Below are 23,324 nucleotides of genomic sequence, written 5' to 3'. Positions count from 1 at the left end.
TATAACCTCCAAAATAATTTTTTAATATTTATGACAATTTGAAACGGAAAGTAAGTACTCCAGAAACTTTTACAGCCGTGTTGTTGAGCAATGTAGGCTTAAATCTCCATCTCTTAGCAGCAGAGAGTGCTGCTTGTTGAAGAAGTGGGTGACCGCTAACAACTCTAGCTGCGGCAACACCTCCGTCTTCACCAATAGTGATTTCTACTACAACATCACCTTCAACGTGAGCCGTTTTAGCTAATGCTGGATAATCTGGAGAAGGTCTATCCAAAGCATTGCCACGAATAACACCTTCACTTCGTCTTACAATAGATGGTGGTGGTGGATCTGCTTTTGGTGGTGGTGGTGGATCAGGTGGCGGTGGTGGTGGTGGCTCTGTAGCAGGGCCTGTGCCGCCAATGACACCGCCAATAACGCCGCCAGCTACGCCGCCAGCTACACCGCCTTCAACGCCACCTTCAACCCCTACATCTAAGCTACCAGTATTGGTTTCTACTTTTGCTAGACTAGTTGGTTTTGGAATTTCTTTTGGTGGTTCTTTTACTGCCATATTAATAGACAGCGTTGGTGTTGTTTTTGGTACCACTTTAGGAGCAGAAGACGCTGGTGGTGGTGGTGGTGGTGGTGGTGGTGGTGGTGGTGCTAACATTGTTAGTAATTGCATTTGCTCATCTAATTTAGCATCATAAAGCAAAATACCACCAACGATAGCTCCAACTAGAGATAGCGTCCAAATAGCAGAAGTAGCAATAAAAAATACTGTTGTTCTATTGTCGCGTTTCCCTTTAGTTGATTCTACTAAGGTTGATTCAAACATAATTGAGCTAAACCTCCCTTCGTTACCGATGGGCCGAAGGTTCTTTGTAGGATTTAAGATAAAGAATTTCGATTTTTTAAGACGTGCCTGAAAGAACTATACTGATAGGAAACACCTTAATATGCCGTAACCAGATTCAATATACCTAATAAGATTAAGTAAGAATTAAACCTATAATTACTTCTGCTAGAAACAGATTTTAGGAATTTACATATTTGGTAATCCATATCACTTGTGTTGAAATTTTTGTAGGCCAGCAACGTCAAAATTCTACTATCCTAATCTAGTACTCGTCAAGAGTTTTTCCTAATTTATTTTTTAAATTTAGCTTGTTGTGCCTTATTTACGACAAAAGAAAAAGCTTGAGAAACAATTTTCTCAAGCTTTTTTCTTTAAGATTTAGGATAATCAACAATTACCTAATTACTATTTTTCTTTTGCTTCTTTTGCAGAAGTTTTTGTTGGTGCTTTAGCAGGATTTTTTTCAAAGTTATTTTTCCACCAAAGCATAATTGGTGTAGCAATAGCGATTGAAGAATAAGTTCCAACAATAATGCCTATAAATAATGTTAAAGAAAACCCTCTTAAAACCGGGCCTCCAAATAACACAAGTGCTGTAACAGAAAAGAAGGTAAGACCTGATGCAATAACAGTTCTTGATAAAGTTTGGTTGATTGCTTCATTGGAAAGCTTGATCTAAGTCTGTACGGCGTTTAACACGTAGCATTTCACGTATTCGGTCAAATATAACAATTGTGTCATTCATTGAATAACCAATTAGGGTAAGTAGTGCAGCAATTACATTTAGACTTATTTCCCATTGAAAAATAGAAAACATTGCTAATGTAATAATTACGTCATGGACAGTAGCAATTACAGCACTAAGTCCATAAATAAATTCAAAACGAAATGCAATAAAAATAAGCATTCCTAGTAAAGAAGCTAAAGTAACATAAATAGCACGGTTACGTAGTTCATTACCTACCTGCGGGCCAACAACAGAAGCATCAATAATGTTAAAGTCAGCAGTATAGAAAATGTCTTTTAAGGCTGCTATTAGCTTAGGATCAAAGTCAGTCGCAGGAATTTCGCTAATATCTCCAATAATTCCGCCCTTATCAGTGCGATATTTACTAACAAATTTAGCAAAGCGATCATATTCTGCTTCTGATCCGGCTTGTCCACCTAAAGGAGCTTTAGAAATTAAGGTGTCTTTAATCGTTTCTGAACCTGTATTATTTATATCTACTTTATTTGTACGGCTTTCTGCTGGAACATCTGTATAATGGTTAGTCAATGCGTTAATTATTGCTCTTTTATCAGCATCAACAGCACCAGCACTTTCATCAGCAACTGCTTGTGGCAGCCGAATTAAGACATCATTTTTGCTTGTTTCACCTATTTGGCTGATTTCTTGAATAATAACTTTTGTAACATCAATTTTCTCATTGGATAGTGCTGTTCTTAGCCTAGTATCATCATGAGGTTTTTCAAACCTAACCGTAACTAAAGTTCCACCAGAAAAATCAACACCATAATTAAAGCCTTTAACTAAAAAGGCAGCAATACCTAGTAAGGAGAGAATAATAGTAATAGTAACAAAGATTTTCTGCTTACCAATAAAATCGTAGTTAGTATTTTTGAAAATTTCTATCATTGCCTGTACCCAATTTTTTATTTTTCAAAGAAAAGTAATTAGACTTTCACTTAGTTTCTAAATCGCAAAGGCTCTAAATACTAATTTTATCTACTTTAGGGCCACCACGAGCCAGCCAATAGGTAAACATAGTCCTAGATACATATACAGAAGTAAATAGATTAGCGGTTAATCCGATAATCAAAGACACCGCAAAACCTCTTATTGGCCCTGTACCAAAGATAAAGAGAAAGAATGCAGAAACAATTGTTGTAACATGAGTATCTATAATAGTAAGAAAAGCTTTATTAAAGCCGCTTTCTACGGCTGATACTACTAATTTACCTGCTCTTAGCTCTTCTCTAATTCGCTCAAATATTAAAACATTAGAATCTACAGCCATACCAATCAATAAAATAATACCTGCTATACCTGGTAAAGTTAAGGTTGCCTTAAACAAAGCTAATCCTGCAATTAAAAAGAGTAAATTTAGTATTAAGGCAATAATGGCGTTTAAGCCTGATAATCTATAGTAAAACAACATAAAAATCATTATTGTTACTAGTCCTACTATAGAAGCTACAACACCTTGTTGAATTGAATCTGCACCTAAGGATGGGCCTACTGTACGTTCTTCTAAGTAAATTATTTCAGCAGGTAAAGCACCCGAACGTAAAATAAGAGCTAAATCTCCACCTGTTTCTTTATTAAAATCTCCTGTAATTTGGCCTCTATCGCTAATTTTATCATTTATTCTAGGAAATGATTTAACCTCGTTATTTAAGACAATTGCCAAGTATTTACCAATATTTGCACCTGTCCATGCTTCAAATTTTTGCGCACCTGTGGGAGTTAAGGTAAAGTGTATTTCATAGTCATTAACTCCATAGCGTGAAGGCACAGCAGAAGCATCTCTTAGGTCAATACCTGTAATTACAGGTGTTTTTTCAACAGCTATAAACCCACCACTTTCTGGATTACCTTCTTGAGCAGCTACGGGTAAAGCATCAATATTTGCTCCACCACCAGCAGCTTGAATAGCTTGTTCTTTTGTTGGTGACACCATTGGATTACCAACAACAGGTGTTAAGGCTAGTTTAGATTCTGCTTTTATTAACTTTTTAACACGTTCTGGATCATCAACCCCAGGAAGTTGTAAAAGTATTTGATAAGCTTTATCAGGCCCGTGTTTTTGAATTGTAGGTTCAGCTACACCAAAAGCATTAACTCGGTTTTCTATAATTTCCATTGCTTGATCAAAAGCTTGTCTACGACGCTCATCAGCAGCAACATCACTAAGCCTATAACTTAATGTAGTTGCATTAGGCTTGCTAAACTCCCAGTCTGGCCCAAGTTCATTTTTTATTTTAGTTTGAGCCTCATCAAATCGGCCAGCATCATTTAACTCTACAGTAATTTGCCCTAGTGCAGGACTAAGAGAACTTTTAACAGGAATATTAGCTTTTTTTAATATTTCCTCTATTTGGCGAGCATTATTATCACCAATCTGTTTAATAACATCATCAGTTTTTACTTGCATCAACAGGTGAGATCCACCTTTTAGGTCTAAACCTAATTTGATGTGTGAAGACATGTTGGCTTTGATTGCTGTCCAAGAGGTAAAATCTTTCAACATTTCTTGTGCAGTACGTTTACGACCTTGCTCATCTGCTGTACGAGGGTAGAAAATCAAAAGTAAACTAGCCAAAGTAGTAATAGCAATAATAAATACTCTAGATCTTAAATTCTTACGCATTTTTATTTCTTTTCACCTTCTTTAACGGTTTTTGTTTCTTGTAAAGAAGCAATTGCATTGCGAGAAATATTAATTTTTACTGCGTCTGCAATACGCAATTGTACTACGGTTGGATCTTTTTCATAAAGTTCAGTAATAGTACCATAAATACCACTATTAGTAATAACTTTATCTCCAGCCTTTAAGTTTTTAAGCATTTCATCTAAAATGCGGCGTTGTTCGCGTTGTGGTTTAGCAATCATGAACTGATAAAGGAGAATAACAATAAATATTGGCATTAGTGTCACGATTATTGAACCTATGCCACCTTGCCCACCTTGAAAGAAAAGTATTACTAAAAATTCCATTTTTTAACTATTGTATGAGGTAAATTTTTTGTTGTTGGTATTTAGCTTAAATTCAAGTATTTCTTAGTTTTCTACACTTAAATTAGCTAGATACTCTTGGCGAAATTCTGTAAAAAAACCAAGACGGATAGCTTGCCTGATTTTTCTCATAGTGTCAAGGTAGAAGTGGATATTGTGCTGAGTGCAGAGAATTGCGGATAAGATCTCTCCTACATGATATAAATGACGTAAGTAAGCTCTACTATAACGCCGACAAGTAGGACAACTACAATTTTCATCTAAAGGACGTGTATCTTGTGCATAACGAGCATTTTTAATATTTATTTTTCCCTTGCTAGTAAATAATTGACCATTACGAGCATTTCTAGTAGGCATTACGCAATCAAACATATCTACTCCACGTGCAACACATTCAATTAAATCTTCAGGTGTTCCAACGCCCATTAAATAACGAGGTTTGTTTTTTGGCATAAGTGGAGCAATATATTCTGTCACTTCATAGGTATAGCCTTTTTCCTCACCTACGGAAAGCCCCCCTATTGCATAACCTGGCAAATTCAACTCTAGGAGTTGCTCTAGGCTTTGTTGCCTAAGAGCTAGATACATTCCACCTTGAATAATCCCAAATAAAGCGGAACCTTCTGCTTGCCCATTATCAGACATGGTTCTTTGGTTAAATTCTGCTAAAGATCTTTTGGCCCAGCGTGTAGTTAAATTTAATGAGTCAGTAACTTGTTTTTCGGTTGCTGGGTATGGAGTACATTCATCAAATGCCATAATGATATCTGAGCCAAGAGCTAGCTGTATTTCCATTGATTTTTCTGGTGTTAGCAGGTGTTTTGAGCCGTCTAGGTGTGACTTAAAAGTTACACCTTCTTCAGTAGTTTTTCTAATTTTTGAAAGGCTAAAAACTTGAAAGCCTCCACTGTCGGTTAATATTGGTCTTTTCCAGCTAATAAATTTATGTAAACCACCTAGATTAGCAATTAGCTGATGTCCAGGTCTTAAGTAAAGATGATAGGTATTACCTAAAATAATTTGAGCCTCTGCTTCTTCAAGCATTTCTTGAGTTAGGGCTTTTACAGAACCTATAGTTCCTACAGGCATAAAAATAGGTGTTTCAATTATTCCATGTGCTGTTTCAAGTTGACCTAAGCGCGCACCATTATTTTCTGCTAACAATTCAAACTTCATGTTCACCTCTAAAGAAAAAATAAAAGCTAGATTTTAGATAGATAAAAATTTTTTGGAAAACCAAACTAGAAGGATTTATTATAACTTAACAACACCTTTTGTTATCTCTCTCAAATAAGCTTAAGAAATACTAAGGATAAATCATGAAAAAATGGATTATTATCATTTTATTAGTAATAGGCAGCTTTGGATTATATAAATATGTGATTGCACCTCATTTGCCTACGGCAGAATGCCCTGCTTGTCAGGGAAGCGGACAAATGATTACTAAAGAACCTGTTCTTAGAGGTGTAAAAATAGCTGCTGGCCCTAGTGCAACAATTGATGAAAGTGGACAAATGCAGATTAATAAACAAGCTGAGACTGATCTAGGTGCGCCACGTGAAAGAAAAGTTCCTTGTAAATGGTGTACTAATGGAACAACTACTCCAGCAAAAGCTGAGGAAATAGAAAAAGCCTTGGAAAAAGAAAAAGATAATAAATAAAACTCCATAAGCATTGCTATTTTAATTTTTTAGTGGATTTTAGTTCTGATCAAAAATGTTAAAATTTTTCCTGCTAAAATTTGCTAGAATTGGGAACCAAATCTCTACTATTGCGATCTTAAGCTCAAACCCATCTAAAAATCCCTTGGAGGCCAAAATGTATTATAAAAAAGCAGCTTTAGTAATTATTTTAGGGGTAGCCGTATTTTATAGCCTAGCATTAACTAAAATATTTTTTTCTCAAAAGTCTACTCCCACACCAATTGTTACTAATAATCCAATACCTATTCCACCACCAATTGTTGAGCCTCCTCCAGTTAATAACAATGCCCCTAGAATTGATGTTGTTTTTACTATTGATAGCACTAGCAGTATGAGCGATGAAATTCAAATTGTTAAAGAAAATATTCGTAATATTATTAATGATATTTCCCAGGGACAACCTGCGCCAGATGTTCGCTATGCAATTGTAACTTATCGTGATCGCTATGATGAATATGTAACCAAACATTGGCCTTTTACCCGTGATGTTCAAGAAATTTCCCATATTCTTTCATCAATTGTTGCTGCTGGAGGTGGTGATAAGCCAGAAAGCGTTAATGAAGCACTAAATGTTACACTTCATAAATTAGATTGGGATCCACAAGCAAGAAGTAAGATAGTTTTCTTAATTGGTGATGCTGGCCCAAATAATTATGCAGATGGCCCTCGTTGGGAAGATGAACTACTTTATGCACAAAGAAATAACATTTCCATTAATACCATTGCTTGCAGTGGTATTTGGCCTGTAGAAGCCCAAGTATTTAATTCACTTGCTTCTAGCAGCAATGGACAATTTGCCAACCTAACCTATAAACAAGAGCTTACTAATTCTGATGGTTCTCGTGCTGTAGTAATTGAAGAAGGTGGACGTACTTATTCTTTATCTGGAGAAGTAGATGATAAAGATTGGATGCGAGGAGCAGATGAACTGCTAGCCCGCAATGAAGCAAAAGAAATTTCTTCCTACCCAGCAACTTATAGCAGTGCAAGTAGTTTAGATGGTGGAATGGTTGCTCCTGTCGCAAAAAGGCTAGATGATGAATTAGCAATGGCTGATAGTGTAGAAAGCAGTGTAGTTGGAGGTGTAGCTAGCACAAAAGGTATTACAGCAGCTAGGCCAGCTAATATTGCCCTACCAGCAGAAGCCCTAAGCGAACCTACTACTATACGCCGAAAAACTGATGAATTAGCAGAAACTAAAGCTAAGGCATATGCAGAAAGAGATTTAGCTAAAGATATGCCTGCTGTATCAAATGTTGCTGCTGCTCCAAGTTATCCAACAAGTGTTAGTTTTGGTAATGCTAATAGAACTAATAACTTAAATGCTGTTTTAGCTGACTCTATTAAACGTGCTGCTCGCCAACAAGGTAGTACTTATGGAACTCTAGTCACCCCATTATTTGACTTTAAGGGCAGTAACTCTGGAGTAACAAAGCCTGCTAAAATATTTATTGATAGTAAATCCCAATTACAAAGCTTGTTAGGCACAAATAGCAGTATTGATATAAACAAAATAGACTTTAATAGCCAAGTTGTTGTTGCTGTATTTCTTGGACAAGTAAACAATAATTCTAGTGTAACTATTAGCAAAATATCTTTTAGTGGAAAAGACTTAATTATTACACTGCTACAACAATCTGGATCTGCAAGTAGTAATACAACAACGCCATTTCATTTAATGGTTATCCCCCGTCAAATTGCAGAAACAAAGCTATCGGCCAAAGATATTTTTGTTAAATTTGAATAAATTTTATAAAGTCTTAAGCATTTTTCTATATAGTGTTATAATGCTTTTGAATTTTCTTATGCGAACTTGACTTAGTAAAACTAAATCAAGTTCGCAGTTGCTTTTAAGTAACAAAAATCCATTCATAAGCTTTTTCTAAATCAGGTCTAGCTTATGTAATGTTAGTAGAAAAACCAAAACTTATGGCTTGACATATTATTTTGGTTAGAGTATACAGATTGTTTTAGTTTTCAATTTTAAATAGACCCACAATTTTACACTATAATTTGTAGTAATATACTCAAAGGAGAAATTTAATGGATCGTAGAGATTTTGCTAAATCTATATTAGGCTTTGCTATTGCCGGAATGATGGCTGGATGTGGTGGCGAACAACCTGCTACTACAGAGTCTCCAAAACCAGCAGAATCCCCAAAACCAGCAGAGTCCCCAAAACCAGTTGAAACTGAAAAACCTGCTGAAACTTCAACAGACAAAGCTGCTGGTCATGAATGCAAAGGCAAGAATGAATGTAAAGGCAAAGGCGGTTGCAAGACTGGTGACGGCGGTTGCAAAGGCAAAAATTCTTGTAAAGGCAAAGGCGGTTGCAAGGTTGAAGCTAGTGCATCTCCAGACAAAGCTGCTGGTCATGAATGCAAAGGCAAGAATGAATGCAAAGGCAAAGGCGGTTGCAAGACTGGTGACGGCGGTTGCAAAGGCAAAAATTCTTGTAAAGGCAAAGGCGGTTGCAAGGTTGAAGCTAGTGCATCCCCAGACAAAGCTGCTGGTCATGAATGCAAAGGCAAGAATGAATGCAAGGGCAAAGGCGGTTGCAAGACTGGTGACGGCGGTTGCAAAGGCAAAAATTCTTGTAAAGGCAAAGGTGGCTGTAAAGTCGCTGCTGCTTCTTCAGACAAAGGTGCTGCACACGAATGCAAAGGCAAAGCTAGCTGCAAAGCTGAAGCTAAAGGCAAAAATAGCTGTGGCGGTGCTGGTGGTTGCGGAGCAAAGAAATAAGCTAAGTAATATTTATAAAATTACTAATTTATGTAGAACACCTAACTTAAAATCTATAAGTTGGGTGTTTTTATTATTTTGTCAAGAAAAAAATTTATGCTTGGCATAAATTTTCATGATAGAATTGGCAGAGCCATTCATAGTGTTGTGTGTTGTCTGCGATCACCCGATAGAGAGAATCGGGTTTGGGTGATCTTTGTTGGGGAAAAACTTGATAAAAATTATAAATAAAATAATAAAAAGTAATAGGAGATTATAACTTATGCCTCTAGATGACTTGGACGATTTTCTAGCCATGGAACTAGGCGCAAAACCTTATAAAACCTCACAACAAGTAAATTCCCTTGAAGCTATGGTTTTAAGTCGTGTACAAAAGGCTTGTCCACCAGAAAATCGCCCTAATCAACAAAAAACTAATGATGAAACTCTTGTAGATACAATACCAACTAACGAACCTCTTTATCAACTTTTAGATTTACTTTGGCCTATTCTTAATACACTAGAATTTCTACTAACTAACCCATCTGAATTAATTGATAAACAGTTATTAGCTGATCAACGAACCCATTTAGCAGAACAACTTTTAGCATTACCAGAAATCCCAAACCTAGATAAACCTGGTGTTTTTGCTGCAATAGCTTCTTGTATGGATGCTGTAAATAGCACAAAAGCAGAAAAACGTTTAATAGCACAAACTAGATTAAAAACTCTTTGCCAAGCATTAGCAAATATTCGTCAAGAAGCCTATCAAGAAAGGCTGCAAGCTATGAGTAGATTTATAGACCCTATGATTTAGCAGTTTAATAGTAAAGCCTAGCCACAAAACAACAATTATGACTAAAAGTCTGCCCTCTTAAATCGATTTTAGTTATATTTTATTTTGCAACTAGGATTACTGACCTTAAAGAAAGACGTAAAACGCTAGTAAATCCTGACAGAATTATTAAATTTATTTATACTATTTTTGCCACCAACAAAATAATCCTAAAAATTTAATTAATTCCATAAGAAGGTACTATGAAAAATTACCGTAGTTTATTAGTAATTTTATTTATTATTTTACTTTTACCGCTTCCTTTAACAGCCAATTTTTCAAATTCTAATACAGAAGAAATTGAGCAAGCATCCATCAAGATTGCAGGTAATATTTTAGTCAAAGGCCAATCAATGAATTACTTGCAAACCTTGACTGACAAATTTGGAGCGCGATTAACAGGAACCTCTGCTTATAAACGCTCTGCTGAATGGGCAGCAGAAGAATTTCGGGCAATGGGTATTAAAAATGTCCGTTTAGAAAAATTTACTATGGGTGGCTGGGAAAGAACTACTTCTTCCCGCGCTCGTATGATTGCCCCCTTAGATCGTCCAATTGTTTTACATTCTTTAGGCTGGACACCTTCCACACCAGCAGGAGGGGTTAAAGGTGAAGTAGTATTGCTTAAAGATCTTGACCCAGAAAAAATCAAAGCAAATACTAACTTAAAAGGGAAAATTCTTTTATTTGACCCAGCTAGTGTTTTTGCAGAAGGCCGATTAAATGCAATTTTGCGCTTTCCAGATGCTTATAACGCCTTTAAAGAAGTAGGTGCATTGGCTGTTTTAGTACCTGATCAATATGACAATAATATTGTTAAGGCCCGTAAAGCTTCTAATGGAACATCAATTACACCAATTCCTGCTGCTGCACTTGGTGCAGAGGATAATCAATTGATTCGTCGTTTGCTAGAAAAAGGTTCTGTTAAAGTAGAATTTGAGTATCAAAACCACACTCCGGGCGAAATTCAGGTTGATAATGTAATAGCAGAAATTGTTGGACGAGAAAAGCCAGATGAATGGGTTTTAATTGGAGCGCATTTAGATTCTTGGGATTTTGCAACAGGTGCGCAGGATAATGGAAGCGGCTGTGCTACTGTACTAGAAACTGCTAGAGCAATTATGTCTCTAGGCCAAGCCCCTCGTCGCTCAATTCGCTTTGCTCTATGGGGTGGAGAAGAGCAAGGTTTATTAGGTTCAAAAGCCTATATTGAAGCTCATAAATCAGAGATGGCTAAATGTCTTGCAGTGCTTAATACTGATAATGGCGCAGGCCATCCTAGAGGTTGGAAGGTTCAAGGCCGCAATGATGTTTATGAAGCAATGAAACCTATTAGCAAACTTCTTACTAGCTTAAATGGTGATACCTTATCACCTGAAGTAAGTTTTAATACTGATCATGGCTATTTTATTTTAGAAGGTGTTCCTACGCTAGATTTATTAGTAGATATGACACATTATGATGATATTCATCATAAGTTTAGCGATACCATAGACAAGGTTAATCCACATAATTTAGCAGCAGCAAGCGCGATTGTAGCAATTACAGGCTATCATATTGCAGAACAACCTAACCAACTTGCTCCACGCCTAGAACACAATGCAATAGAAGAAATCTTGAAAAAAGCAAATATCCTAGATTTTCTTAAAAAATCTGGCGACTGGAAATAATAATTTTTACTTGAGTGTATCTTTAAGTTTTTCAATAAGATACACTCCTTAAAATTTATCTTTTCTAGTAAAAAAACTGATATTAACTAGCAACAATCTGCAATGTTTTTGCAGATTGTTGCTGCTATTTTCCATCTACTCCTAAAAATTAGATTTTAGGAGTAAAATATGTCTTTATTAAAAGCTCTTTTTACTATTATATTTTTATTATTTACAACCTCTATAACTTACTCTCAAACTATAAATGCTTTCCAATCAATAAATAATCTTATCTCTAATGAAGGCCATTTTTTAGAAGTGGCTAAACTAGATATCTGTGCTAATGGTAAATTTGCTGTATCTTGCTCAGAACCTGATGAGCTAACAACAAATCCAACTATTAAGCTTTGGGATTTAGCTACCGCTAGATTACTACGCAATCTACCAGGGGTTGATTATGCTCTTTCACCTGACAAAAACACACTTTATCTTAATCAAATAGCAAAAAATCAAGACCTTAACCAAACTGACAAAACTATAATTACTTTAGATTTAATTTCTCTAAGTGAAGTAAAAACGACAAACTATAAATATAGAATTAACCAAATTAGTAGCAATGCCAACCTTGCTTTAAGTTATGACACAAATATTAGTGCTTTTATTTTTGAGCTTAAAAGCGGTAAAAAATTAGCTCAATTACCAGGAAACTTACTCTTTTTATCAGATGATTTTTCCATTGCACTACTAGAAATAAACCAAGAAACCAAACTCTATGATGTTATTAAAAATCAATATCTAACAACTCTGCCTAGTGCAAACACTTGCCTAGCATTATGCCCAAATGGAAAATATGTATTGCTAAATAATAATAACCAAATATCTTTACTTAATCTAAGCACAAGGCAATCTATTCCCTTAGATATAACAAATAGCGATGTTTGGAAAGTTTCTTTTAGTAAGAACTCAAAACAAATAGGTGTTTTATCTTATAATTTTGACTTAAGAGTTTATAATTTATTTGGTCAAAAAGTAAGTTATATTGCTCAATTAAACAAACCTAATATAAGCATTAATGATGCTGAGGTTTCGCTAGATTTAGATAATTTACAATTTGCAATTTGTGAAACAGAAAATTTTTATTATTGTAATTTTAACAAAAATTATTATATCTCTAGCTCCTTAGCACAAAGCTATTTACCAGCTTATTCTCGTACAAATCCACAAGGTAATTTACTTATATGTGAAGAATTTTATGACGAAGAAACTCGAAAATTAATAGCTTGGGATCTAAAAATGGGTAAACCCCTTTATTCATCAGTCCTTGAAGAACATCAAGGAAATATTAGCCTAGCAAACCTTATTTTATCGGACTCATTTATTGCATTACCAACCACAAGAGGGTTTAATATTTATAATTTGAAAGAAGATAAATTAATACTTCAAGTTACAGGAAAATCAATTAGTTTTACAAAAAATTCTTCTAACCTTTTAGTGCTAGAGCAAGGTCATTTGGTGCTTTATAGCTTGACGACTTCTAAGCCAACTAGCTTTTTTCAACATAGCCAACTTATTCATAGTGCTACAGTTAATACAAAATTTGTAGTTGGTTTAGACGTGCAAGGAAGCATAATTGTTTGGGATATAGAAACTGCTAAACAAGTTTTTAAGGTTGATAGCTTAAGTAACTCTATAAAAACATTTATCTTAAGTGATAGTGAGAAAATTTTAATTACAGTTCATCAAACAGAAATTAAAATTTGGTCAATAGAAGAAAATCGACTTAACAAAAGCATTCCAAACAATAGCAAAAAGCTAGCAGCTTTTTTATCAGCAAATGATAAAACATTGCTATTAATTGATAAAACTTCTGGTAAAGCAGAAGTTTGGGATGTTGAACAAGGGTTGCAAGTTTCGAGTTTAGGTAAAGTAGTAGATACTAATCAATTAGATATTCATATTTCCCCTAATGGTGATTTAGCAGTTATAAACGGAGTTCTTTGGGACTTAAAGACTATAAATACCTTAAGTAATATATCTTCAGGTTATACTACTCTTTTAGCAACAAATAAAGTTATTTTAGCTAGTAATAATGGTTATGAAATATGGAATATCAAGCAAAATTCCTTACTAGCTACTATTCGTAACTATGAATCAAATTGGTTAGTTTATAGTCCTGAAGGATTTTTTGATGGTTCAAAAGAATCAATAAAACTACTTTCATGGAAACTTGCTAAATGGCCGTATTTACAGGTATTTGACAAGCATTTAGAAGAACAGTTTTACACACCAAATCTTTTAAGTAAAATAGTTAGATAGTTAAAAGTAATCAAAAATAACATTAGAATAATTAAAGAATAAACCTGAGGTGAAAGCGTCTATTGCACAGAAAATGTGCAAAAATGCTATTAAACATACATGTAATTACTTGACTATTGCTTAAATAATGGATAGTCTATCTAAGTCTATAAATAAGATTCCTAATAATTTGATCCCGTTGGAACATTGTAAATGGCTAAAGATGAATCACTTCAGGCGATTTCTTCTGTTGAACTCATAGCTCTTTGCACAAGCAATAATTCAGATGCTTGGGACGAATTTATAAAGCGGTTTCACCGCTATATTAGCGTTTGTGTCTTTCGTGAAAGTCGCAATTATAAACTAGACCCTTCAGAACTTACACAAGAGGTTTTTCTTAAGCTTCTTGCCAATGATTGCAAAATCCTAAAAGATTTTCATGGTGAAACAGAAAATTCTGTATTTGCTTATCTAGCTACAATTGTCTATAGCACAGTAAAAGACCAAATTCGTAGAGAAATAGCACAAAAACGTTCTGCTATTGTATTATCATTAGACAAACCCATAGATTTTCAACAAGGAATTTCCTTAAAAGATATTTTGCCTGCCGGAACAGAAACATCGCCAGATCTAATGTTTCAAGAAAGAATTATCCCTAAAAAATTAAAAGAGTTATTAAAATCTGCACTCTCTGGTGCTAATGCAACACGAGACACAATTATTTTTCACTTACATATCATTAATGGTTTATCACCGCGTGAAATTGGAGAAATGCCAAATGTAGCTCTAAACACCAATAATGTCCAAACAATCATTACTCGTACTAAAGAGCGACTAAAAGAAGTTTTAGGAAAAAAAGGAGCCGTAGAATTGTAAAGTTTTTGTACGTATTCAAAAGGTTTTTACGTCTTATTTATTATCCCTCTATAAATCGTATAGATTAGACAATTGAAAACTTATGAAAACAAAATCTTGTGAAACTGAAGTTGATGTTTTTAGTTATTTTACTATCGCAAGAAAATTATTAGAGCTAAAGATTATGGAAAATAATGTCTGTTCATATGAAGCAAAAACCTTAAAATATTTCACTAGCCAACTAAGTAATGGTGAGCTAGCAGAAATTGAGGCTCATATAGCTGAATGTGATGAATGCTGCAATACTTTAGCCGCTTTATCTCAAATGACTAACAAAGAGGAGTCCATTGTTGAAGAATCTTTTCTCTATAACAATTTAGCTGCTGAAGAAAAGAAAATCCGTGAATTAGTAAAAATTACTTTAGCAAATAGTGGTGATACAGAAGATATTAAAGAACCTAATAACCCAACTAATATAGTTTCTCTTGCAGATCAGCAAAAATCATTAAATGAAAAATCTATCTCTAAGCCTTTTAAGTGGAAAATTAGCCAGTTAGCCATTGCAGCATCCTTAGCAATATTTCTACTTGTAGGTGCATTTGCAGTATTAAATTCACAAAATAATAGTTCTACTAATGAAACAATTGCTAAAAGTATTTTAGTGATAAAAGAAATAAATCAAATGGGTCGTCCAAATGATTTAAGAATATCAGAGTTTGACTATGCACCTTCGCTTGAATCACGTGGCTCAACTGAAGAACAAAAAAGCAAATTAGCAACAACTATAGAAAACTTAACTGCCGAAGTTGAAAAAAACCCAACTACAACTAACAGACAAATCCTTGCCCAAGCATTAATACTCTCAGATGATCATCAAAAAGCTATTGAACAACTTTCCCAAGCCTTAACTACTAAACCTGGAGATATAGCTATTTTAAATGATCTAGCTCTAGCCCAAGCAGCAACAAAAAACTATCAACAAGCATTAGTCTATATTAATGAAGCATTAGCAGCTAATCCAAATTATTTATCAGCAATTTTTAATAGAGCTTTAATTTATCAAGAACTTAAACAATATAATAATGCTCGTTCTGATTGGGAAAACTACCTGAAACTAGATGCTAATTCTTCTTGGGCAATAGAAGCTAAAAAATACTTACAGCAAATTCCATAACCATAATAGATTCATCAGTTTATATTTTAATCTTATCCAAAATGGACTAATTTTTGTTTAATGCCTTTTTTAATTATTTTGTTTTTTCAACTGCTTTACTAATCATTGCTATCAAGTCTTTACTAGTAACAGGTTTAGCTAAAATTAGGTCTACACCACTTTCTTTAGCTAGTTTTAGGTCTGTTTGGTTGGCCCAGCCTGTAAGCAGAATTATAGGCACTTTCTCATTTATAGCTTTAATTCGCGCAATTACTTCCCAACCAGCTAGTCCCGGCATACCTAGATCAGTTAGGACTAAATCAAATTTTTCTTTATGAAATTTTTCTATGCCTTCCTCACCAGAACTTGCATCAACTACATGATGCCCTTCATCTTCTAAGATTTCGTGTATTGCCCCGCGCACAAAATCTTCATCATCAATAATTAAGATGTTTATTGGTTCTTGTTTTGACTTTACTGCTATTGGTTCTATTGGAAGTTGAGGTAAAGATACTGGTAATTTAATAGTAAAAGTTGTGCCTAGGTTTTCTTGGCTATCTACTAAAATTTCTCCTCCATGCCGGTTAATGATACCATAGCAAACAGAAAGTCCAAGTCCACTGCTAGAGACTCCTTTGGTAGTAAAGAAAGGGTCAAAGATTCGTTGGCGTATTTCTTCAGACATTCCTATCCCAGTATCAGTCATTGAAATATATAAGTGTTCTTTGTTAATCCAAGTTCGACAAGTAATAGTACCATCTTTAGTTGTAGCATCTACAGCATTAAAAATAACATTTGCTAGGGCTTCTCGTAACTCAGCAATATTTCCTTGAATTTCTGGTATGGTTGAATACTCCGTTTTTATACGGATAGAAATGCCCCTAGATTGTGCAGAATCTTTCCAGCGATGACGGGTTAGAAGCAAAACTTGGTCTATTAACTTATTTAGGTTAACAGTCTCTAACCTAATATCTTTACGGGTTTTAGTAAATTCTTGTAGAAGTCTAACGGTTTCTGCACCATCACGAGCAGCTTTTTCAATTACTTTTAGTCGGCGTGTTAGAGTTTCATCTCTAGTGTCCCTAAGAGATAGTTCGGTATAGCCTAAAATTGCTGCTAATAAATTATTAAAATCGTGTGCAATTCCTCCTACCATTCCACCTAAAGCCCTTAATTTTTCTACTTGTATTAATTGCTGTTCACTTTCCTTACGTACAGTAATATCTCGGACAATACACTGGCAAAGTACTTCTGTCCCTGTATTTATAATTGTGTTAGCTGACTCTATAGGTAGGATTAGGCCATCTTTACGACGCATTTTCACTTCTTCTACAAAATTGCCTATACGAAACATAGCTTCAAAAGTTTTTTCTGATTCAACAAATTCTGAGGCTGCCCACAAATCGCTAAAACGCATACCAAGTAGTTCTGTTTTACTATAACCCAGCATTTGAGAGGCTCTTTCATTAGCTTCTACACATTGACCAGAAACATCAAATAACAAAATAGCATCAGAAGCATTTTCTACTAAAGTTCTATATTTTTGTTCAGATACTTTTACTTGATTATAAAGTGTACTTATGCGTAGACCTGCGCGAATACGTGAAAGTAACTCTTTGCTATTAATAGGTTTAGCAATATAGTCATCGGCTCCAATGTCTAGCCCAGTGATTCTATCATCTATAGAATCTCTTGCTGTAAGGATAATGAAATAAATGTGGTTTAATTTTGGAGTAGATTTAACTTGTTGGCATAGTTCATAACCGTTTAGCCCTGGCATCATTAAGTCAGACACAATCAAATCTGGTTGAAAAGTACTAATAACTTCCCATCCCTTTAGTCCATCTTCTGCCGCAACTACATCACATTCAAGTGATTGCAGTCTTCTTAATAACACAGTACGAAACTGAGCATCATCTTCAACCAACACTACTTTTGGACGCTTAGACATAGTTATTTATAAATTTTTGGCAAGCAAAACCCTCAATTGGATGTAAGTGGTTGCCACGTTTTTTAAGAATAAAGATAAGAAGAAAGTTTTTCTTAGAAGTTAGACATTTTAATCAAGAATAATGTATTTGCCAAAAGAGTTTACCTTTAGATAATTTTCTTTGCAATAAAATTTTATTTTTCTAACAATTATGTGTTATAGAAGGAATTTCTGTAAAATCTTTCTGTTTTCTAAAGGAAAAATTCGATAGAATAGTTTCTGGAGTTGCTCCTAGTTAATTATGTCGTCACAACCAATAAAATCTTTTATTACAATTCATAATATTGATCAAATCACCCGTCTTGATTCAGCTACTAATGAACAAGTGGTGAACTCTTATCAATGTACAGAACTTGTTGCAGGAATAATTGATGCGTTAATTGATGAGGCCCGCAATGGCCTTGTTGGTTTTGTTGTTGGTGAACGTGGTGTAGGAAAAAGCCACCTTTTAGCATTTTTACGAGCTATTCTTGCTCAACCAGAGCTAATTCAAAAAATCCAACATCCCTTTGCCCGTAAACGCTTAGAGCAAACTGTTGACTCTCGCTCACGCTCTCAAACTATGGTGACAATAAATTGCGATAGTGAACAAACTGATATAACACTACTTACTACACGTGGAGATGCTCAAATAGAAGCTGCTTGTTCTACAGGAAAAAATGTTTTTGTCTTTATAGATGGTATTTCTCTACTTTTGCGACGTTCTAAACGAGATGAATGTTTACAATGGCTAGTTAGTCTAGTAAATAACGCTAATTCAAAACGCTATCAACTTTTTATTGCTTTAGATCAAGATTTAACAGAACTACTTTCCAAAACCTTCTCTAATGTTGGAGCAATGATAGCTATAGAAACCTTGCCTGTTAGTAATTTAGCTGTAGTATTAGATGAATTTATATGTCCTAAAAAAAATGATCAGCGTAAAGCTTTAGATAATCTTTATAATGAGTTACGCCAAAAAGTACCTTCTTTTCAATGGAGCCAACAAGAATTTTTACAAAGTTTTCCTCTACATCCACAAGTCTTAAAAATTACTCCTGCACTACGTACTTATGCCCGCACATTTTCTTTATTTAGCTTTTTCTATAATGTTACACCTAGAACAATTATGCGCCGTGGATTTAACTTAATTAGTTTAGTAGAGGTATTTGAAACTTTTGAATATGATTTAAGGCGCAATGGTACGTTGACTTATCTATTTAACACCTATGATTATTTGCTAGATAATTTTGTTAAGGCACTTCCTTCAACTCAGCAATTTCAAGGTAAGTTTTTACTAAGAGCAATTACATTACTTTCTTTAACAGAAAAACCATTTACTGCTTTACAACTTGCTGATAGCGTGATGGTTTTTGATGATAGTCCTGCGGTACTCTTTTGCCAATCTATGAAAACAATTATGGATTTTATTGTGACTGCTGCTGGGGAAAAAATGATTGTTATAACTGAAGGTGTGGAAAAATTTTTCCAACTTCGTCTAGCAGAAGTCAGTAAGGTAGACCCTATAGAAGAAGCACTTACACAAATAGAGGATGATGATAGTAGATTAGTAGAGATTTTAATAGATAGTGGTAAGCAAGTTTTTAAGGATTGGCCGTTGATTTTTGATAAAGATAATTTCCAACGCCGCTCAGAGCTAGAATTAACTTGGCGTGGAACAAATCGACGTGGAATACTTAAATTAGGAGGTTCATCAGAATTAGCTAGTCAAGCTAGTAAGCAAAAAAATTTTGAGTGGCAACTAATTTTAATTCCATTGTCTTCTCTCAACCAACAACGCTCAGAATTATCTCAAAATCAAATAATCCGCTATTGGTATCCTGATGAGTTACATACAGAAGAATCCCATTTACTAAAACGTTTATTAATAATTCGTCAACAAGGACAAACTTTTCTTAACCCAGAAGAATTAAAGGCTGAAGATACTTATTTAACTACACAGGTAGCAAAAATTTTCTCTCGTTGCTATTTAGAAACTACCTTTTTAGGTATTGCACAAAAAGACACTGCACAACTTTTTTCTAGTCAGGAAAAACGCTTACCCTACTTACTAGGTGCAATGCTTGATTCTGTTTGGAAAGGAAAATTCTCTCGACATCCAGTTTTTAGCGAGTTATTAACAGAAAGAACCATTAAAGTCATGGCTAGAGGTTTTTTCTTCCCATCTGAATGGTCAAGACCAGAACTAAAAAAATACTTAGGTCTTTTTGCTTTACCACTTCATATTGTAAGTTTAGTAGGAGAAAACTTTGAATATGCTCTGCGTTCAGATATACCAATAGATGCACCTCTAGGTAAACTACTAGATATATTAGATAGAGCTTATAATAACACCATCAGTAAGACAGATCTAGAACGTCTATTTTATAATGAACCTTTTGGCTTACAACAATCTACTCTACTACTATTAATATTAGGATCCGCAGCAGCAGGACACATTATTTTAACAGATGATTCTGGTGAAGTAATTCTTACTAATGCTGGTATTCGTAGCGGTTATGACATAGCAAATTACACTAAAATTTGTCTTCCTACAGTTCTTCAACCTAAAGAAATTAAAGAATCTAAAGAGATTAAAGAAGAGGTAGTAGCCGCATCACTACCATTAAAAGTAGAATCTAGTCTTAGTAACTATCCTGTAATACCTCCAATAAAAACAGAGAGCTTAAAAACTGAATCTGCTAGTTCTTTAGAAAAGCCCTTTCCATCCGTGACCGGGCCGTTAACTAATACAGGTATCTCTAAAGAAAAACCTAGTTCTTCAGAAGAAGATGAACTTCTTGAGTTTTATCAATCTGGCTTTTTCCCAAGGCCAAATATACCTAATGAACCAGTAATTAAAGCCTCAACCACAGCAGAATTACCAAATATTACTAGAATTAGAAAAAATACTATTACAAATATGCCAGCTATTTCAGAGGAAATAGTAAATGCAGAGCCAAAAGCTTCTCCAGAAGAAGATGAACTTCTTGAGTTTTATCAGTCTGGAATGTTTCCTAGACCAAACTTAAGTTCTACAGAAACAACCGAAAAGTCTGTGGAAAAAGCTCCTATTAAGTTAACAAGTGGATTCTTAAAACCTTTAGCTTTAGCAACTACTTCAACAGACATTTCAGCTTACCCTGCAATAAAAGCTGAAGTTGAGCCGTCTAACATACCAACAATAAATATATCGCCTATAGAACCTATTGAAGACTCATTATTATCAAAATTATCAAAAAACACAGAGCCAAAAGAAGAGTTAAAAGAAGCTATTTCTATAACAGAAGATGGCAAATTTGACTTAAATTTAGAATTGCCTCCACCACCAGCTAAAGCGGTAATAGATTTAGAAAGTGCTTTAGCAAGTTTTGAAGCAGATCGGGATCGTTTGGCTAATGCCCCAACTCTATCAGAACTCCCTATAATATCAGATATTCCCGAAGAAGATTCCATTGCAAATAAACCCTTCTCAAATGGCTTAGGTGATTATGATGATGATTGGGCAGAATCACTACAATCATTAGAGTCATTAGAGTCATTAAAAGAAACTCAAAAAGTCCCTATAGTTAAAATTACTAGAGAAGATCAATTATTTGAACCTATTTCTCCATCTCATCCAACAGTTAAATTACCTACTGTGCCTTTTTCAGAAGATCCAGAAAATGCACCTAAACTTTCAGAAGAACAATTAAAACAATTTCTTTCCCAAACAGAACTAAATAAAATAACTCAAAAATTACCAAGTGTTCCATCATCCCTTCAAGAAGTAACTCCAGCAAATTCTCTTAATGCTCAAACCGTAGCAATAGATCCTATAAATGAGGCTAATGAGGCCAATAATGAAACTAATAATGATGTTGAGAGTGTTAAAACAGGAAATACTCCTAGGTTAGATGAAGTAGATGATATTTACCTTGATCCATTTACTGGAGTATTTGAGACTGTAACATTTCCTGATGAAGATGAAGAGGAAAAACAATTATATGCTTCTATAGCTAATAAATTTGCAACTCAAGGATCAATACCTAGTACTAGCAACAATGCTGACATAAAACCTTTAGAAACTAATGTTTCCGATCAAGAGGCTAAAGCCGTTATACAGCCAGCAAATGATTTATATATCCAAAATAATTTAGAAGAAAGCCAGCAAATAGAAAATACCCAAACAGCAACAGAAAATCCTAGTCTGTTAATTGATAATACTGTTGCTATGCAAAAAAGCGAGTCTAATAATTTAGCAATAGAAGATTCAACACAAGATTCAACACAAGATTCAAATGTGGAAGCACAACCAATTGTTAATAATTTAATTGATGTAAGCTTAAATTTAGATGAACTTAATAATTTAATGATTGCTGAACAAAATTTAGATTTGCAACAAACCATTTCACAACCTGTTAGTGATTTTGCTAGTACAAATATTTCTTTAGATTCTTCTTTAGATTCTTCTTTAAATTCTTCTTTAGCGAATATAGAAAATATTTCTTCTACTTCTGATATAACAGCAAATTATGAAGCTAGTCCAACAGAAACAAATTTAGATTATGGGAGTTTTGCTAGTAGTCCTACAAATGAAAATATTTTCTCCCAAAATAGTCAGGTTAAAAATTCTGCTTTAGAACCTTTAACAAATAACATAAATAACCCCATTACACTAAATCCAATTCTTTCAGTACCAGAAAAAACTTTAGGTGATTTACTTCTAGGTAATAACAATGATTTTGATCTCCCTAAAGTGGTCTCTCCTCCTGATGAACCATCACCTATTGAATATGTCCCAGATGAATTTGTTTTTGGAGAACGAAATTTTAATGTCTCTAATAATCCTAATCCTAAAGAAATAAAAACTTTACCTAGTACAACTTTAGCTCAAGAGTCCTTGCCAAATGAAATATTGCTTAGAGAAAGTAACTCTAATCATTTTGCAATTACTAATAATGCTTCACAAAGTAATATCTTTCCTGGCGATGAGATCGCTAATGAATATGGGTTTGATACAATAATGGATGATGGAGAGGCTGAGAATTTAAATATGCCTAATGAAGAATACGCTATTGAACAAAGATTTGCACCTCCACCTTCACCACCACCAGCAATTACAGGACAAAAGACGTTTTCTTCAAACCTAGAAGCATTTGTAGAAGAAAGCTTACAACCTCAAGCATCTACTAGTCCTATGGTTGCACAGTTATCACAAAATAAACTAGTATTATCTCGTAAACTAAATAATGAAGTTGTTGCTCATAAAGAACTAGTTATTTTATATGAAAAATTTATGGAGCTTTGCAACAGTTATAAAGCTCCTCAGAACATACCTACAGAACAGCAATTTAAGCTTATAGCCTTAAATTCAGTAAAAATGCTGAAAGCTGAATCGTTTTCTAGTGATATATCCTGTTGTTTAGAAATAGTTGAAGGGGAAGTACATGTTTATTGTCAAACTAACCGAACTAGTTTGTTTCAAAAACGTACCCCTCGCCAAAGATTATTTTAAGTTTTGGTTTAATTAATATTAAAAAATAGATAAAATGTATTTATTAGGAAATAAAATCTTTAAAATATTG

15 protein-coding genes and 1 pseudogene are annotated in these 23,324 nt (G+C 34.3%); 9 read left to right on the top strand and 7 right to left on the bottom strand.

Annotated features, from left to right (window positions below):
• Window positions 1-28: 28 nt before the first annotated feature.
• The 6 genes from IPK14_07105 to tgt all read right to left on the bottom strand — a co-directional run bounded on the left by IPK14_07105 (window position 29) and on the right by tgt (window position 5,753).
• Window positions 29-820 (bottom strand): energy transducer TonB, encoded by a 792-nt coding sequence (locus tag IPK14_07105; GenBank protein MBK7993189.1) that lies wholly within the window; start codon window positions 818-820, stop codon window positions 29-31.
• A 426-nt stretch (window positions 821-1,246) separates the two neighbouring features.
• Window positions 1,247-1,516: a hypothetical protein gene (locus tag IPK14_07100; protein MBK7993188.1), complete on the bottom strand. Its 270-nt coding sequence runs from the start codon at window positions 1,514-1,516 to the stop codon at window positions 1,247-1,249.
• Window positions 1,500-2,477, bottom strand: a complete 978-nt coding sequence (locus IPK14_07095; GenBank protein ID MBK7993187.1) for a protein translocase subunit SecF — start codon at window positions 2,475-2,477, stop codon at window positions 1,500-1,502. The genes IPK14_07100 and IPK14_07095 overlap by 17 nt, the downstream gene beginning before the upstream one ends.
• 73 nt (window positions 2,478-2,550) lie before the next feature.
• Window positions 2,551-4,212 (bottom strand): protein translocase subunit SecD, encoded by a 1,662-nt coding sequence (gene secD / locus IPK14_07090; protein MBK7993186.1) that lies wholly within the window; start codon window positions 4,210-4,212, stop codon window positions 2,551-2,553.
• Between the two features lie 2 nt (window positions 4,213-4,214).
• The gene (yajC, locus tag IPK14_07085; GenBank protein MBK7993185.1) at window positions 4,215-4,490 is read right to left on the bottom strand and encodes a preprotein translocase subunit YajC; all 276 of its coding nucleotides are present in this window, start codon (window positions 4,488-4,490) and stop codon (window positions 4,215-4,217) included.
• Window positions 4,491-4,622: 132 nt separating this feature from the next.
• The gene (tgt, locus tag IPK14_07080; GenBank protein MBK7993184.1) at window positions 4,623-5,753 is read right to left on the bottom strand and encodes a tRNA guanosine(34) transglycosylase Tgt; all 1,131 of its coding nucleotides are present in this window, start codon (window positions 5,751-5,753) and stop codon (window positions 4,623-4,625) included.
• Between the two features lie 143 nt (window positions 5,754-5,896).
• On the opposite strand from tgt, the gene IPK14_07075 reads away from it, so the two are divergent.
• From IPK14_07075 to IPK14_07040, 8 genes and pseudogenes are all read left to right on the top strand, one after another.
• Window positions 5,897-6,238, top strand: coding sequence for a hypothetical protein (locus IPK14_07075; protein MBK7993183.1), 342 nt, complete (start codon window positions 5,897-5,899; stop codon window positions 6,236-6,238).
• Between the two features lie 157 nt (window positions 6,239-6,395).
• Window positions 6,396-8,027, top strand: coding sequence for a VWA domain-containing protein (locus tag IPK14_07070; GenBank protein ID MBK7993182.1), 1,632 nt, complete (start codon window positions 6,396-6,398; stop codon window positions 8,025-8,027).
• A 296-nt stretch (window positions 8,028-8,323) separates the two neighbouring features.
• Window positions 8,324-8,614 (top strand): annotated as a pseudogene (locus tag IPK14_07065) (hypothetical protein).
• Between the two features lie 670 nt (window positions 8,615-9,284).
• Window positions 9,285-9,818, top strand: a complete 534-nt coding sequence (locus tag IPK14_07060; protein ID MBK7993181.1) for a hypothetical protein — start codon at window positions 9,285-9,287, stop codon at window positions 9,816-9,818.
• A gap of 221 nt (window positions 9,819-10,039) precedes the next feature.
• On the top strand, window positions 10,040-11,506 hold the full coding sequence (locus IPK14_07055; GenBank protein ID MBK7993180.1) for a M20/M25/M40 family metallo-hydrolase: 1,467 nt from the start codon (window positions 10,040-10,042) through the stop codon (window positions 11,504-11,506).
• Window positions 11,507-11,674: 168 nt separating this feature from the next.
• Window positions 11,675-13,801: a WD40 repeat domain-containing protein gene (locus IPK14_07050; GenBank protein MBK7993179.1), complete on the top strand. Its 2,127-nt coding sequence runs from the start codon at window positions 11,675-11,677 to the stop codon at window positions 13,799-13,801.
• Window positions 13,802-13,993: 192 nt separating this feature from the next.
• Window positions 13,994-14,656 carry an RNA polymerase sigma factor gene (locus IPK14_07045; protein MBK7993178.1) on the top strand — a complete coding sequence of 221 codons (663 nt, stop codon included), beginning with the start codon at window positions 13,994-13,996 and terminating at the stop codon, window positions 14,654-14,656.
• An 82-nt stretch (window positions 14,657-14,738) separates the two neighbouring features.
• Window positions 14,739-15,809 (top strand): tetratricopeptide repeat protein, encoded by a 1,071-nt coding sequence (locus IPK14_07040; GenBank protein MBK7993177.1) that lies wholly within the window; start codon window positions 14,739-14,741, stop codon window positions 15,807-15,809.
• Between the two features lie 73 nt (window positions 15,810-15,882).
• Here the strand turns inward: IPK14_07040 and IPK14_07035 are convergent, their stop codons facing one another.
• Window positions 15,883-17,739 (bottom strand): response regulator, encoded by a 1,857-nt coding sequence (locus IPK14_07035; GenBank protein ID MBK7993176.1) that lies wholly within the window; start codon window positions 17,737-17,739, stop codon window positions 15,883-15,885.
• Between the two features lie 280 nt (window positions 17,740-18,019).
• Between IPK14_07035 and IPK14_07030 the strand changes: the two genes are divergently transcribed.
• On the top strand, window positions 18,020-23,254 hold the full coding sequence (locus IPK14_07030) for a hypothetical protein (protein MBK7993175.1): 5,235 nt from the start codon (window positions 18,020-18,022) through the stop codon (window positions 23,252-23,254).
• Window positions 23,255-23,324: the final 70 nt, after the last annotated feature.

It is taken from the genome of Blastocatellia bacterium (genome assembly GCA_016713405.1).
GTDB lineage: Bacteria > Acidobacteriota > Blastocatellia > Chloracidobacteriales > JADJPF01 > JADJPF01.
This window is presented reverse-complemented; position numbering and strand designations above follow the sequence as displayed.